The 14,342-nt window shown below is 53.3% G+C and carries 14 protein-coding genes; 12 read left to right on the top strand and 2 right to left on the bottom strand.

What is annotated here, in order from left to right; translation table 11 throughout:
- The first annotated feature begins 30 nt into the window (after nucleotides 1-30).
- The 4 genes from QMG93_RS04085 to QMG93_RS04100 all read left to right on the top strand — a co-directional run bounded on the left by QMG93_RS04085 (nucleotide 31) and on the right by QMG93_RS04100 (nucleotide 3,971).
- Nucleotides 31-1,320, top strand: coding sequence for an ABC transporter substrate-binding protein (locus tag QMG93_RS04085; RefSeq protein ID WP_281933754.1), 1,290 nt, complete (start codon nucleotides 31-33; stop codon nucleotides 1,318-1,320).
- A 135-nt stretch (nucleotides 1,321-1,455) separates the two neighbouring features.
- The gene (locus tag QMG93_RS04090; RefSeq protein ID WP_108532443.1) at nucleotides 1,456-2,286 is read left to right on the top strand and encodes a carbohydrate ABC transporter permease; all 831 of its coding nucleotides are present in this window, start codon (nucleotides 1,456-1,458) and stop codon (nucleotides 2,284-2,286) included.
- Between the two features lie 3 nt (nucleotides 2,287-2,289).
- Nucleotides 2,290-3,117, top strand: a complete 828-nt coding sequence (locus QMG93_RS04095; RefSeq protein WP_281933755.1) for a carbohydrate ABC transporter permease — start codon at nucleotides 2,290-2,292, stop codon at nucleotides 3,115-3,117.
- A 29-nt stretch (nucleotides 3,118-3,146) separates the two neighbouring features.
- Nucleotides 3,147-3,971 carry a PfkB family carbohydrate kinase gene (locus QMG93_RS04100; RefSeq protein ID WP_281933756.1) on the top strand — a complete coding sequence of 275 codons (825 nt, stop codon included), beginning with the start codon at nucleotides 3,147-3,149 and terminating at the stop codon, nucleotides 3,969-3,971.
- A 290-nt stretch (nucleotides 3,972-4,261) separates the two neighbouring features.
- Here QMG93_RS04100 and QMG93_RS04105 read toward each other — a convergent pair whose 3' ends face one another.
- Nucleotides 4,262-5,623: an ABC transporter substrate-binding protein gene (locus QMG93_RS04105; RefSeq protein WP_281933757.1), complete on the bottom strand. Its 1,362-nt coding sequence runs from the start codon at nucleotides 5,621-5,623 to the stop codon at nucleotides 4,262-4,264.
- Between QMG93_RS04105 and pdaA the strand changes: the two genes are divergently transcribed.
- From pdaA to QMG93_RS04145, 8 genes are all read left to right on the top strand, one after another.
- The gene (gene pdaA / locus QMG93_RS04110) at nucleotides 5,601-6,380 is read left to right on the top strand and encodes a delta-lactam-biosynthetic de-N-acetylase (RefSeq protein WP_127461727.1); all 780 of its coding nucleotides are present in this window, start codon (nucleotides 5,601-5,603) and stop codon (nucleotides 6,378-6,380) included. The two genes, QMG93_RS04105 and pdaA, sit on opposite strands and share 23 nt — an antisense overlap.
- A 280-nt stretch (nucleotides 6,381-6,660) precedes the next feature.
- Nucleotides 6,661-7,008, top strand: a complete 348-nt coding sequence (locus QMG93_RS04115; RefSeq protein ID WP_281933758.1) for a DUF2294 domain-containing protein — start codon at nucleotides 6,661-6,663, stop codon at nucleotides 7,006-7,008.
- 243 nt (nucleotides 7,009-7,251) lie between these two features.
- On the top strand, nucleotides 7,252-8,334 hold the full coding sequence (locus tag QMG93_RS04120) for an ABC transporter substrate-binding protein (RefSeq protein ID WP_216795960.1): 1,083 nt from the start codon (nucleotides 7,252-7,254) through the stop codon (nucleotides 8,332-8,334).
- Between the two features lie 117 nt (nucleotides 8,335-8,451).
- Entirely contained in the window at nucleotides 8,452-9,384 is a 933-nt protein-coding gene (locus QMG93_RS04125) for a nucleoside hydrolase (RefSeq protein ID WP_281933759.1), read from the top strand.
- A 30-nt stretch (nucleotides 9,385-9,414) separates the two neighbouring features.
- Nucleotides 9,415-10,236, top strand: a complete 822-nt coding sequence (locus QMG93_RS04130; RefSeq protein ID WP_253412040.1) for an ABC transporter permease — start codon at nucleotides 9,415-9,417, stop codon at nucleotides 10,234-10,236.
- A gap of 5 nt (nucleotides 10,237-10,241) precedes the next feature.
- Nucleotides 10,242-11,030: an ABC transporter permease gene (locus QMG93_RS04135; RefSeq protein WP_054974486.1), complete on the top strand. Its 789-nt coding sequence runs from the start codon at nucleotides 10,242-10,244 to the stop codon at nucleotides 11,028-11,030.
- 15 nt (nucleotides 11,031-11,045) lie between these two features.
- On the top strand, nucleotides 11,046-12,107 hold the full coding sequence (locus tag QMG93_RS04140; RefSeq protein WP_281933760.1) for an ABC transporter ATP-binding protein: 1,062 nt from the start codon (nucleotides 11,046-11,048) through the stop codon (nucleotides 12,105-12,107).
- 24 nt (nucleotides 12,108-12,131) lie between these two features.
- The gene (locus tag QMG93_RS04145) at nucleotides 12,132-13,847 is read left to right on the top strand and encodes an adenine deaminase C-terminal domain-containing protein (protein ID WP_281933761.1); all 1,716 of its coding nucleotides are present in this window, start codon (nucleotides 12,132-12,134) and stop codon (nucleotides 13,845-13,847) included.
- Nucleotides 13,848-13,978: 131 nt separating this feature from the next.
- Here QMG93_RS04145 and QMG93_RS04150 read toward each other — a convergent pair whose 3' ends face one another.
- Entirely contained in the window at nucleotides 13,979-14,206 is a 228-nt protein-coding gene (locus QMG93_RS04150; RefSeq protein WP_281933762.1) for a hypothetical protein, read from the bottom strand.
- Nucleotides 14,207-14,342 lie beyond the last annotated feature (136 nt).

Below are 14,342 nucleotides of genomic sequence, written 5' to 3' on the forward strand. Positions count from 1 at the left end.
TTTATCTTTAGCGGAGGTGTGAAATCATCTATGAAAAGAAAAACAACCGCAATCTTTGCAAGCGTTCTCATTTTACTGACGGCAGCCTGCAGCTCCACGAACGGGGATCAGGCGGGGTCGAAGGACCAACAGACGGTAACGCTGAAATTTTTCCACCGCTGGCCCAGCGAACCGAGAAATTCTTATTTCAACTACATTGTGAAGGAGTTTGAGAAGCAAAATCCCGGCGTGAAGATTGAAATGGAATCGGTGCTGAACGACAGCTACAAGGAAAAGATCAAGGTGCTCGTTTCTTCCGACAATATCCCCGACGTATTCACTTCCTGGTCCGACAGCTTTGCGGAAAACCTGGTGTCTTCCGGAAAGGTTAAAGACGTCACGTCCATGTTCGATTCCGATGCGAACTGGGCGAATACGATTATTAAATCGCAGATCAAGCCGTTCACGTTTAACGGCAAAATTTACGGCGTTCCGTTTACGATGGACGGAAAGGCGTTCTTTTATAACAAAAAAGCGTTCGAAAAGGCGGGCATACAGAAGCCGAAGACGTGGGACGAACTAATTGCCGCGCTCGATAAGCTGAAGGGCGCCGGATACGACGCACCACTCATGGAAGGGTTGCAAAATACATGGGCCGTCAGTCACTACTTGGGCACGATGAACCAGCGGATGCTCAGCCCCGAGGTCATCGCGAAGGATTACAAGACGGAAACGGCGCAATATTCGGACCCCGGCTATGTAAAAGTTCTTGAATATTGGGACAAGCTTGTGTCTTACATGGGGCCGGCCGCGACATCCATCGATCACGAGGCCGCCAGAAATCTGTTTATCGCGGAAAAGGTGCCGGTCATGTATTTGCAGTTTGCCGAGCTCGGCTATTTGACGAAAAACCCCAAGCTGGATTTCGACTTTTTCAATTTCCCTGCGTTTCCCGAAGGCAAGGGCAATCCGGGGGCGTTAACCGGGGCTCCGGAAGGATTCATGATCAGCAATACAGGCAAGCATCAGGAGCTCGCCGAGAAGTTTGTGAAATTTATCGTATCGCCTGAAAATGCGGCGAAATTCCAGAAGGATGCCGGGGCAATGACCGCCGTCAAAGGCTCCGCCACCGCCGAGAACTCTCCGAAGGGAACTTTGGAAGCGGTCGATGTCATTATGAATGCTTCCGAGACGACGCCTTGGCTCGACAATGCGATGAACATTGCCATAGCGGACGCCTTCATGAAAGGCGGCCAAGCGATGGCGTCCAAGTCGATGACGCCTCAGCAGGTTATGGAAAGCGTGCAGAAGGCGGCCAAATCGCTTCAAAGTGCAAAGTAACGAACGGACTGGAACGAGGGAGCATTGCGACTCGGTTTTTACCAAACCAATGCTCCTGATAGGTGATAGATCGGAGGAGACAAAGTGAAATCAAGCAAGCTGGCTCCTTTTTTGTTTATTTTTCCGTGCCTGCTCATGCTGGCGTTGTTCGTCTATATGCCACTCATACAAAACCTGGTTTACAGCTTTCAGGAATTTTCCATGCTTTCGGGGAAAAGAAGCTTTATCGGATTGGACAATTACAAAATGCTCTTTTCCGACCCCGTTATCGTTACCGCTCTAATCAACAATGTAAAATACGCCGTCATCTCGGTCATTTTTCAGGTGGGGTTCGGGCTGATTTTGGCCGCCGTATTGGAAGACGAAGCCTTCCGCAAAATTTCTCCGTTTTTCCGGACCATTTATTTTATCCCGGTCGTGATTTCGATCACCGTCATTTGCTTGCTGTTTACGTTTGTGTATCATCCTACCGACGGTCTGCTCAATCTTTTTCTGGAGGCGATCGGGCTCGGCAGTTGGGCGAAGCCGTGGCTTGGATCGGGCTCCACGGCGATTTATGCGGTCATCGCGGTTTCGCAGTGGCAAAGCGTCGGCTACTGCATGATGCTGTTCATCGTCGCTATTCAGAAAATACCGGCCGATCTGTACGAGGCGGCTAAAATCGACGGCGCCGGGAAGATCAGAAGCTTCTTCAACGTCACGCTGCCTCAGGTGAAGGAGATGTGTTTCGTAACTTCGGTCATTACGATCACGGGCGCGTTCATGGTATTTAACGAACCGTTTATTATGACGAAAGGCGGCGGTCCCGGAACGAGCTCGATTACGATCGCGGTTCATATGTATCAAACCGGATTCTTCAAAGACAGCATGGGCTATGCCTCTACGATTGCCATGCTGATGTTTCTTATCACGGCTGTACTGGCTTTCGCGCAGACCGTATTCTTCAGAACAGGCAAGGGGGATTAATCCGTGACAGCCAAATTCAGCATTAGTAAAACGGTCATTTTATTATTGCTCGCCGCGGGTGTTGTCGTAATCCTCTATCCATTATCCTGGATGCTCGCCTCGTCGTTCAAAAGCTACGACGAAATCTTCGGATCGGTCTGGGGGCTGCCAAGCAAATGGCTGTTCTCCAATTATGCGACCGCCTGGAGCAAAGGCGTGGCCAACTACTTTGTGAACAGTGGCATCGTGACGATCAGCACAATCGCGGGTGTCGTCCTGCTTGCATCGCTGTGCGCCTTCGGTCTCAGCAGATATTCTTTCAAATTCGACAGAGCGGCACTGCTGTTCGTTATGGGCGGAATGATGCTTAACCCGCAAGTGTGTCTTGTGCCGCTTTACATCCTGCTGCAGCAAACGCATTTGCACAATACGCTTCTGGCGTTAATTTTGCCTTATATCGCATTCAGGCTGCCGCTTATCGTTCTGCTGATCCGTTCGTACTTTCTCGGCGTATCCAAAGAAATCGAGGAGTCAGCGAAAATCGACGGCTGCTCCGCCTTCCAAATTTATTGGCGCATCTTCATGCCGATGTCGACTCCGATTATTTTGACTTCGACCATACTGATCGCTTATTATGCATGGAACGAATTTTTATTCGCTATCATCTTCATTGATTCCGAAAAATACAAGACGATTCCGGCGGGGCTGATGAGCTTTAAAGACGCTCTGTCCACGGACTGGGGCGTGCTGCTGGCGGGCTTGGTCATGTCGGCGCTGCCGCTGATTCTGTTGTTTATCTTTATGCAGAAGTACTTTATCCGAGGGATTGCCGCAGGCTCGGTAAAAGGGTGAACGAGCCTGAATCAAGGGAGGTTGCCGTAATGATGAAAATGATTGCGATTGGAGATAATGTCGTCGATTGCTATCTGGATCAACAGCTGTATTATCCGGGCGGAAACGCGGTCAATGTGGCGGTCAATTGCAAAAGAAACGGTTTCGAAGAATGCGCGTACATCGGCGTCTTCGGGAACGACAAAAAAGCGGAGCATATCAGGAAATCTCTCGACCAGGAGCAGGTGACCTACGAGTTCTCCCGCCAAGTGTACGCTCCGAGCGGTTCGCCCGGAGTTCAACTGGTCGATGGTAATCGCGTATTCGTAGGTGGTCCGAAAAATACGGCGCAGCACATCGTTCGCTTAAGGCTGACTCCTCATGACATGGAGTACATTTCCCAATTCGACGTATGTCATACGAGCTGCTATTCGAATATCGAAGGAGAGCTCGCTCAGATCAAAACCGCGTGCGACATTTCATTCGACTTTTCGACGAATGTCGGTACGGACTATTTGCAGAGGGTATGCCCTCATATCAAATATGCCTTTTTCTCCGGCGCCGACTTACCGGATGATCAGCTCGACCCGTTAATTGAAGCTTGCCATCGTCTCGGAGTCGAAATCGTCGGCATTACGCTGGGGGGCAAAGGAGCTTTGTTCTCGCGAAACGGTGAGCGCTATGTTCAGGGCGTTAAGCCGACCGAAGTTGTCGATACGATGGGTGCTGGTGACAGCTTTATCGCTGGTTTTCTTACCGCGTACATCCAACACGGCGGGATGGAATCGGCCCTCGATTACGCCGCGGATTGCGCGGCAAAGACCTGCACCTTTTACGGCGCTTACGGTTACCCTCATCCGATGGAGAGGGATTGATATTGGGGCTTATAGATATACGTAAATCCTAAAGAGGACCGGAGGCAGCGTCTCCGGTTTTTTGGAGTTGTTAAATTTAGTTCTTTGCCTGCTTCGCTTTTTCGAGTTCCTGCTGCCCGGTTTCCTGCAGTGTTTTTAAGGCGTCGTCCAACGATTTTTTTTCTTCAACCACTTGTTGGAGTTCTTGGGAGACTAATTGGTCAAAGGAAGGAAAGAAACTTTGTGGAATATTTTCCAAATATTTGTTGAGGTTTGCTTCACTCGGCCTAAGCTTGTAGAAAGAGGCGAGGCTATGGCCATCGCGTTCTATAAGCCGATCTGGAAGGCAATTCGCCAGGAGAACTGTTATAGTTTGTTTTTGCCATTTGATCGCTGTTAATAAATTTGACCAGCTCCCAGGCTGCGCGGATATTGGCCGACTTGGCGTTGATCGAGAATATCCTCGATACGGACATGGCATGGGAAGCGTTCGGGGAACGCGGATCGATCGGCACCGTCGCGATTTCCCAATTCACGGGGGAGACATCCTTCAGCGTATCTTTGGCCCGTTGAATGGTTTCCATGAAGTTGGAAGAGCTTAAAATCATGGCTGCTTTTCCTGTAATAAACAAATTTCTTTTTAGAACATCCTCCATAGTCTTTGGCTTCCCTTGGTTCGCTGCGGGATTTTTTTGCGGTACATAGAATGCCCCTGATTTCATCCCTTCTACGGTCAACTGGGCTGCTTGTTTCCATTCTTCCGTACGAATGGTAACCTTCATCTGGCCAGGATCGACAAACGACAGCCCCTTGGCCGCTGCGATGCTGCTCAAATAATGAAACCCGACCTGTGCTGCGGCGGGGTAGGAAGGAGCAAAACCGTAAATCCGCTCGTTTCCTTGCCCGTTCGAAGGAAATCGCCGGGCGAGTTGAACCAACTCCTCCCAAGTCATTTGATCTTTCGGGAAAGGGACCCCGTATTCCGAAAATAAGTCTTTATTGTAATAGATAGCCTGGCTGGAAAAAGTGGGCGCTAATCCGTAGAGCGTTCCTTCGCCTTTCGTTTTAATCAGCTCGGTCACACCGGGCAGCATATTCTCGATATCAAACTTATCTTGTTTGATGATCTCGTTTAAACCGTAAAGCTCGTCCTTGCGAATAGCCTCTTGGAACAGATCCATCGTTTGAAAATAAATGATATCCGGTTGCTCGCTGTCCATCAGCTTCTGAAATTCAGCCATCACATCTTTATCACGATGAAAAAGTCTTTCGGTGGAAACCACTTCCACACTAATGTTCGGGAACCGGCTCATAAATAAATTTCCATAATGCTGGTAAAATGCATTCTTATCGTAATAGGCAACTTTAATATTGACTTTGTCTTTTCCCAGTTCCGGGAGCTGGGGCTCCATTTTGTCCGAGCAGCCGGATAGCAGGGCAACCGACAACAATGCAACCATAAGCAAGCGATTGAACCGAAGCATGAATGCTGCAAAATCCTCCTTTTTTAAATTAAGTAAATATTTTACATGTAATGGACGAGTTCGATTGATCATTGGTTTCACTAAAGCCGGAGAAGGCACATATTTTTCAGGGGACGAGGGATAATGACTTCTAGCTGACAAAAACATGAAGGAGTGAGCCCAACCCTTGAAACGTATCGCAATTGCCACCCTCCTGCTGGCCGGTCTGCTGGCAGCGGTCCCGGTCCAAGCGGCCGCCGCAGGGGACGGCGCCTATCATTTCGGGTTTAAGAAGAGTAAGAACGGCAGCCGTCCCTCTATCGACGAAGAAGGCTTCAAGCCCACTGTGGAGAAGCACGGGGCTATTTTTCTCGGGGATACGACGCAAAAGGAGCTGTATCTCACCTTCGATAACGGCTACGAGAACGGGTATACCGCCCGCGTGCTCGACGTGCTGAAGGAAAAGAAGGTCCCCGCGATCTTTTTCGTCACCGGTCACTACATCAAGGATCAGCCGGAGCTGCTGCGGCGCATGGCGGCCGAAGGCCATCTGATCGGCAACCATTCGTGGAGCCATCCCGACATGACCCAGATTTCGAGCGACAAAATCAAGGACGAGCTGGAGAAGGTAAAAGCGGACGCGGCGCAAATTACCGGACGGCAGACGATGATCTACTTGCGCCCGCCGCGGGGCATCTTCAACGACCGCAGCCTCGCGGTTAGCAAGGAGCTCGGGTATACGAGCGTATTCTGGTCGGTCGCGTACAAGGACTGGGATACGAGGGCGCAAAAGGGGGCCGACTACGCCTACAATCAAGTCATGGCCCAGCTTCACCCCGGTGCCGTTATCCTGCTGCATACGGTATCCAAGGATAACGCGGACGCGCTCGGAAGAATCATTGACGGAGCCAGGCAGCAGGGCTACGAATTCAAGAGCCTGGACCAGTTGACGGTCAAGTCTTACTAGCAGAGACAGGCCGACTGGCCGAGGGCCCGGCCCATACCGTGCGGGGAGCCGCTCCCGCCGCAACAAGCGTCATGGTGCGCGAGTTTCGGCGGGATGACGGCTTATTTGTCGTTTCGGTCCACCTCTTATTCGGAAAATGACTATTTTTTGCTAATTAAAGGCATTTCAAATCGTTTTTAGTGGCAAAAAATCCGAACAATCGCTTGCAGAATCGTAAATTCTTATGTATGATTAAATTACGTCGCATCACAAAAAGCCGGTTGCTCTTGAAGGTGAACGAATGCCCTTGATCGACACGAACGAAAATAAAAAGAAGCTGTGCCACCTGTACAACGAAATTTCGAAAAGCTTGTTCGGCTTCGGAACGACATTGCTGCGGGTTACGATCGACGACCGGATCATCACGTATTATGCCAAGCATCGTCGTTCGCCGCGCTCGGATGCGCTCGAAGGCGAGGCGCCTACGCTAAAGCATGAGGTCGACTTTTACATGTCTTCGATCTATAAGAAGAAGCTTCGCGAGAAGCTGGAGCAGGAATTCGGGCTGGAGATCGAAGCGCTGCTGAGGGATTACGACCCGGCGACGCAATGGGCAATTACGAATGTAATTCTGACCGAAACGAAATAACAGGCCGGAGCCGCGGCGTTGATCTATCATCGAGCGGACCGCATGCATTGCCATAGATGCCGCTTATCTTTGTTTACGAAGAAAAAGCGCTCTTACGTAGAAGATTTATTTCTATTTAAGGGCGTTTTTTCTTTTTTAATAAAATGCAAGAAGAACCGATGCCGGTGAGAGTATACTGCTAAACGTTTCTACAAATCTTAAATCATGGATACAGGGATGGTCCCTACTGGAGGATGAAGAACGATGATGAAAAAACGAATGATTCGCAGCTTGCTTTCCGTTTCGCTGATTGGATTGGCTTTGTCCGGATGCGGCCAAGCGGGAGGTAACAAAGAGCAAGGCGCAGCACCGGGAGCGGGCGGCGGCGAGCCGACCAAGCTGGTCATTTCCACCTGGGGCTTCTCCGAGGACTTCTTTAAGAAAGAAGTATACGCGCCTTTCGAGAAAGAGCATAACGTGAAGATCGTGCTGGAAATCGGCAACAACGCCGAGCGCTTGAATAAAGTGAAGCAGGGCAGCTCGAACGTCGATCTGATCTACCTCTCGGACTATTACGCGCAGCAAGGTATCGAGGCGGGAGTGTTCGAGAAAATCGACCGCAGCCGCATCCCGAACCTGAAGGACATTTACGACATCGCCAAAGCGCCGCTCGGCGAGGACTATGGTCCGGCTTATACGATCGGTCAATTCGGTATCGCCTATAATCCGAAAGCGGCGGGCAAGGAAATCAAATCATGGAGCGATCTGTGGAGCCCCGAGCTGGCGAAGAAGCTGACGCTGCCGAACATTACGTCGACGAGCGGCCCGATGATTCTGGATGCGGCTTCGACTGTTGCCGGCAGCACGACGTTCAACGCCGATCAAGCGTTCGCGAAGCTGAAGACGCTGAATAAAAGCGTCGTGAAATACTACGGCCAAACGTCCGAGTTCGTGAACATGTTCGCTCAAGGCGAAATCGCCGCAGGACCGATCATGGAAATGTACGTGAAAGACTTGAAGGCTGCCGTGCCGGATACGAAGTTCGTTACGCCGCAGGAAGGCGCATACGCGATCATGAACACGGTGAACGTCGTGAAGGGCAGCAAAAACAAGCAGCTCGCGGAAGATTTCATCAACTGGCACCTGAGCAAGGAAGTACAGGAGAAATCGGCCAAGTCCAAAATCGATTCGCCGGTCAACACGACGCTGCAGCTCAAGCCGGAGGAAGCGCAAGGCATTACGTACGGCGCGGACGTGGTGAACAAGCTGCGCAAGCTGGATATGAAGTTTGTCAACCAGAACCTCAAGGGCTGGATCGACCGCTGGAACCGCGAAGTAACACAATAAGTTACGCAATAAGCAACGCGATAGCATGACCATAATCGAAACGCTGGACAAGGGTATATGATCCGACATGTACCCTTGTTTTCATATCGGGAGTATGGAAAGGAGCTAACGGAGCGCATGAAACAAAAAGTAATCCTCGATGTCGATACGGGTGTGGACGACGCGTTAGGCATTCTGCTCGCGGTCAAGAGCGGGCAGTTCGACGTGCTCGGCATCACGACCGTCAACGGCAACGTATCGCTGGATCAAGCGACGGCCAACACCTGCAAAATTCTGCAGCTGCTGGGTGCGGAAGCTAATATCCCGGTCATTCGGGGGGCCGATCGGCCCTTGCTGCGGCCGCACTATTTCGAGCACCGAATACACGGGGCGGACGGCCTCGGCGGGGCGCTGCGGGACATGGAAGTCCGCCAAGGCGCGGCCGAGGGGTTCGGGCCGGACTACATCGTGGACCGCGTACGCGAAAACCCGGGCGAAGTGACGCTGATTATGACGGCTCCGCTGACCAATCTGGCGCTCGCATTGATGAAATATCCCGGGCTAGTGAACGACGTGAAAGAGGTCGTCGTCATGGGCGGTGTCGTCGCGGGCTTCGGGAACGTGACTCCGACGGCGGAGTACAACATGTATGTCGATCCGGAAGCGGCCAAGCTCGTGCTGCGCGCCGGCTTCCCGTCCTTGACGCTTGTCGGGCTCGATGTGACCCGGCGCGCGCTGCTCAAGGACGAGCACATTGCCGCGCTTGGCGATACGCCGATCGGCCACTACGTGAAGGAGAGCACAGCCAATTACATGCAGCGCTACTCTGAACGCAACGGCGTCCGCGCCTGCGCGCTGCACGATCCGTTGGCCGTCGGGGTGGCCTTGACTCGTGAGGTGGTCACGACGAAGCCCTATTACGTCGATGTGGAAACTCGCAGCGAGCTGTGCGACGGCCAGACGGTCTGCGATTTTCAGAACCGGCTCGGACAGAAGCCGAACGTTCAGGTCTGCACCGATGTGGACGCGGACGCTTTTCTCCGGCTGTTCGTTCAGACGCTGAGCCGTTAGCCCCCAATCCAGGAACAGGAGAACCGTTCGATGAAGAAATCGTATCTGTATTTGCTATTGCTGCCGGGACTGTTGTTCCTGACGGTATTTATGGCGGCTCCGATCCTCATTACGATCGGGTCCACCTTTTTCCAGAAAGGGACTGTGACGTTTGACGGGTATCTGCATTTCTTCAAGGACCCGTATTTTATCAAAATTTTGCTGACGACGCTTCAGGTCAGTCTGGTGACGACGGCGATCTGCATTTTGCTCGGCTTTCCGGTCGCCTACTATATTTCCCGGCAGAGCCTGAAGAAAAAGAGCGTGCTGCTCGCGCTCGCGATCTTCCCGCTGCTCACCAGCTCGGTCGTCCGCTCCTTCAGCTGGATGATCGTCCTCGGCAAGAAGGGGCTGCTCAACACGGCGCTGCTTGCGATGGGGATCATTCAGGACCCGCTGGATATTTTGTATACGCCGACCGCGATGATGATCGGGCTGATCCATCTGTTTCTGCCGCTGATTATCATCACGCTCGTCGGGGTGATGGAGAACATCGATGCCGATCTGATCAAAGCGGCGGAGAGCCTCGGGGCGTCCCGGTTCACCGCGTTTCGTAAAGTTGTGATCCCGCTCAGCGTGCCCGGTCTCATTATCGGGAGCATTCTCGTCTTCGTCGGCAGCTTGACCGCGTACACGACTCCGGCGCTGCTCGGCGGGAAACAGCGCGTCATCTCGACGTTCCTGTACCAGAATGCGATCACGCTGAACGACTGGTATTCGGCCTCCGTCATCGCGACGATCATGATGGCGATTACGTTCGTGGTCATCAGCCTGATGAATAAACTGGCCAACACTTTAAATCCGAAGGGGTAGAAGGGATGAAGGAGAACAACCGGGGCCTCGGCCTGTTTACGCTGCTTGTTTATATCTTTTTGCTCGGTCCGCTGGTCATTATCGCCTTCGCTTCGTTCGAGCCGGGAACCGTGCTGAAATTTCCGCCGCAGGGCTTTTCGCTCAAGTGGTACGAGAAGATTTTTGAAGTGGAAATGTTCATGAGCACGTTCAAAACGTCGATCGTCGTCTCGATTCTCGGCAACCTGTTTGCGCTCTTGCTTGGCGTGCCTGCGGCCTATGCGCTCAGCCGCTTCGATTTCAAGGGAAAAGACGCCCTGAACGGCTTCTTTATATCCCCCGTGCTCATCCCGGGCATCGTGCTCGGGTTTACGATGCTGAAGTACCTGATTGTCACGTATCATCTGCCGCTCTACACGGCGCTGCTCGTCGGTCATACGGTCATCATGCTTCCGTTCATTATTCGCGTCATCGCATCCAGCTTGTCGAACTTCGACTTCGCCATCGAAGAGGCCGCGCTTAGTCTTGGCGCCGGACGGCTCGGAACGTTCTTCAAGGTCGTCCTCCCGAACATCAAGTCGGGGATTATCGCGGCGATTCTGATCGCTTTTCTGGAGTCGTTCAACAACGTGGATATTTCCGTCTTCATGACGGGCCCGGGCATCAGCACGCTGCCGATTCAGATGCTGACCTATGTGGAAAATTATTTCGATCCGACCATCGCCGCCATTTCCGTACTGCTCATGCTGTTCACGGCGGTGTTCATGTTCCTGATCGAAAGGCTGATGGGCCTTTCTTACTTTACCAAACGATAACGGAGGCTCGTACCCATGGCATTGCTATCCTTGGAAAATGTGTCGGTCGCCTATGATCACCAATATATTCTGCAAAACTTCAACCTGACGGTCGAGAAGGGGCAGCTCATTTCCCTGCTCGGCCCAAGCGGCTGCGGCAAAACGACGACGCTGCGGCTCATCGCCGGCTTCCTCGAAGCCAAAGACGGCAAATTCATGCTGAACGGCAAAGATTACACGCGGGTGCCGGTCAACAAGCGGAACTTCGGGTTCGTGTTCCAGAGCTACGCGCTATTCCCGCATCTGTCCGTCTACGATAACGTCGCCTTCGGACTCCGTCTGCGGAAGGTGCCGGAAGCCGAGATCAAGCAGCGCGTGCTGCGCATTCTGGAGGTCGTGAGCTTGTCGGGCTTCGAGCAGCGGTTCCCCAAAGCGCTGTCCGGCGGGCAGAAGCAGCGGGTGGCCATCGCCCGCGCGCTCGTCATCGAGCCGGACCTGCTACTGTTCGACGAGCCGCTCAGCAACCTGGACGCGAACTTGCGCGTGAATATGCGCGTCGAAATCCGCCGCATTCAGCAGGAGCTCGGCATTACGACCGTCTACGTCTCGCACGATCAGGAGGAATGCTTCTCCATCTCCGACCGCGTCGCGATCATGAATAAGGGCATTATCGAGCAGTTGGACCGGCCTTCCACGATCTACAAATACCCGAAAACCGAATTCGTCGCCCGGTTCATCGGCTTCAACAACTTCATTACGTTCGAAGAACGCCACGAAGCTGGCGACGGCATCGAGCTGAAGGTGAAGGGCTATACGTTCCATGCCGCCCGACAGCCCGGCGCAGAAGGAACGACAAGCAAGAAGGGCGCGATTCGTCCGGACGATATGCAGCTCGGCACCGCGGAGGAGATCGGTCACGGACCGAACCGGGTAAGGGGCGGCATCAAGGTAAGCACGTTTCTGGGAAGAAGCTACCAGTACGTCGTCGAGACGGACCTTGGGGATTTTACGGTCAACAAAGAAATGGAAGTCCCTTACAGCAGCGGGCAGCAGGTGCATTTGTTGTTCCCGTCGGACAAATTGGTCCTGGTAGACTAACGACGACTTGGAGGTACCGGCATCATGCGAGTGGATTTACTGATCGAGAAGGTACACGTATACAACAGCTATTTTAAAAGGTTCGTTCAAGGCAACGTCGCCGTCTTGAACGGATCGTTCCTGTATATCGGCGGGCGCGGGACGGAGACGTTCGAAGCCGGCGAGATCGTGGACGGCCAAGGTCGCTACATGATCCCCGGCCTGGTCGACATTCACCTGCATATCGAGAGCACCATGGTCACCCCGGAGACGTTCTCGTACGGGCTGATCCGCAGCGGCGTGACGACCATCGTGCCCGAGCCGCATGAGATGGCGAACGTCTTCGGCCTGAGCGGCGTGAAGCAGATGATCGAGGCGAGTCGCGACTGCGTGGCGGACATGTTCTACGCGATTCCGAGCTCGGTCCCGGCCACGTCGATGGAATCGACCGGGGGCACGATCGAGATCGAGGATATGGACGAGTTGCTGCGGACGGAAGACATCATTTGTCTCGGCGAAATTATGAACTACGTCGACGTCATCGCGGACCCGGATTGCAAAACGAACCGGATTCTGGCGCATATCCGCAAGCATTATCCGAAGCTCGTCATTGAGGGGCATGTTCCGAAGCTGCTCGATCTGGATCTGCACCGGGTCATCTATGCCGGGGTCGACTCGGACCACACGCATCAGACGATCGAAGGGATGGAAGCACGCATCGGCGCGGGCATGTTCATCGAGATTCAAGAAAAATCGATGACCGACGATGTCATAAACTATTTGATCCAAAACGACGTCTCCGAGCACTTCTGCTTCGTCACCGACGACGTCATGGCCGATTCGTTCCAGCGGCGCGGCCATCTGGACCATATCGTCCGCAAAGCGATCCGCATGGGCATGTCGCCGGAGAAGGCCATCTACGCCGCGACATTTACCCCCGCACGCCGGATGCGAATGCATGACCGAGGCACCATCGCTCCCGGTAAAACCGGCGACTTCGTGCTGCTGTCCGACCTGCAGGAGCTGACAATCGATCAGGTGTACAAACAGGGCCGCAAGGTGTACGACGTGCGTGAGGCGTATGTTCCGAAGGAGCAAGGCCACGCGTTCCCGGCGCACTACTACCATAGTGTGCAGCTGCCGCTGCTGACGGAAGCGGACTTTGTTGCGCGGCCGGAAGGTGCGGTGGACGGCCGCCATGCGTGCCGCGTGATGCAGGTCAAGGACGGCTCCACCTTCACGGAGGATGTGCGCGGCGAGATCGAGATCCGGAACGGCGAGCTGTGCTGGCAGGAAAGTCCGTATGCGCTCATCGCGACGTTCGAGCGGTACGGCAAGAACGGGAACCGGGCGTACGGCTTGATCGGCGGAGATACGATTCAACGCGGCGCGGTGGCGACGACGTATTCGCACGATAACCACAACCTGCTTGTGGTCGGGCACAACCCGGCCGATATGGCGCTTGCGGCTAACGAAGTGATCCGCAGCCAAGGCGGCTTCTGCGTCGTGGAAGCGGGCCAAGTGCTGGCGCACCTGCCGCTGCCTGTCGGCGGCATCCTGACCGAAGCGCCGCTGGACGAGACGGCGAAGGAAGTAGAGAAGCTACGCAGAGCGATGGAGTCGCTCGGGTACAAGCACTACAACCCGATCATGTCGATCAGCACGCACTCGCTCCCGGTCAGCCCGGCGCTCAAAATTACCGACCTGGGCCTGATCGACGTTAACGCGGGCAAGGTCGTACCGCTGCTGGTTGAGGGGTAGTTAACGGGATATGTTGAACAAACGGCTCTTGCCGCCAAGCTGCGGACAAGGGTCGTTTCGTATTATGTCAGAAAGATGGCCAATGAATTTCAATCCCTTTTCGGGGCGGAGCTTCAAGCACGCCGAAACACTCATCGCGTAATGAGGGTAAACAAAATGGGGATCATGATGAAAACCGCTATCCCCACAGGGACCGGGATGACTCGTTTGGTGATACCCATTTTATCCAGCGGATATTCGATCACCATAACTAAACAAGCAAGCAAAACGATTTTCCAAACATCGGGAATCGTCAAGCCCCACACGAAATGCATGACGCTCAAAAAGATTCCGAAGCTCAAAGGATATTTAAGACTCAATGCCACCGTCCCCCTTCGTCCTGACTCCAGTTGGAACGAGCCTGATCCCGCCTCCCCCTTAATAAATCCTACAAATTATATAATACCAGTTATATTCTTGATTAGGGAATACGTGGGAAAAATACTTCAGCGGAAA

This window comes from Paenibacillus tyrphae (assembly GCF_027925525.1).
In the GTDB taxonomy this organism is placed as follows: domain Bacteria; phylum Bacillota; class Bacilli; order Paenibacillales; family NBRC-103111; genus Paenibacillus_G; species Paenibacillus_G tyrfis_B.

Bases quoted from the DNA above. Each gene is read 5' to 3' on its own strand.
- QMG93_RS04085 (WP_281933754.1), top strand. From the start codon at position 31: ATGAAAAGAAAAACAACCGCAATCTTTGCAAGCGTTCTCATTTTACTG.
- QMG93_RS04090 (WP_108532443.1), top strand. From the start codon at position 1,456: ATGCTGGCGTTGTTCGTCTATATGCCACTCATACAAAACCTGGTTTAC.
- QMG93_RS04100 (WP_281933756.1), top strand. From the start codon at position 3,147: ATGATGAAAATGATTGCGATTGGAGATAATGTCGTCGATTGCTATCTG.
- QMG93_RS04115 (WP_281933758.1), top strand. From the start codon at position 6,661: ATGCCCTTGATCGACACGAACGAAAATAAAAAGAAGCTGTGCCACCTG.
- QMG93_RS04120 (WP_216795960.1), top strand. From the start codon at position 7,252: ATGATGAAAAAACGAATGATTCGCAGCTTGCTTTCCGTTTCGCTGATT.
- QMG93_RS04125 (WP_281933759.1), top strand. From the start codon at position 8,452: ATGAAACAAAAAGTAATCCTCGATGTCGATACGGGTGTGGACGACGCG.
- QMG93_RS04130 (WP_253412040.1), top strand. From the start codon at position 9,415: ATGAAGAAATCGTATCTGTATTTGCTATTGCTGCCGGGACTGTTGTTC.
- QMG93_RS04135 (WP_054974486.1), top strand. From the start codon at position 10,242: ATGAAGGAGAACAACCGGGGCCTCGGCCTGTTTACGCTGCTTGTTTAT.
- QMG93_RS04140 (WP_281933760.1), top strand. From the start codon at position 11,046: ATGGCATTGCTATCCTTGGAAAATGTGTCGGTCGCCTATGATCACCAA.
- QMG93_RS04145 (WP_281933761.1), top strand. From the start codon at position 12,132: ATGCGAGTGGATTTACTGATCGAGAAGGTACACGTATACAACAGCTAT.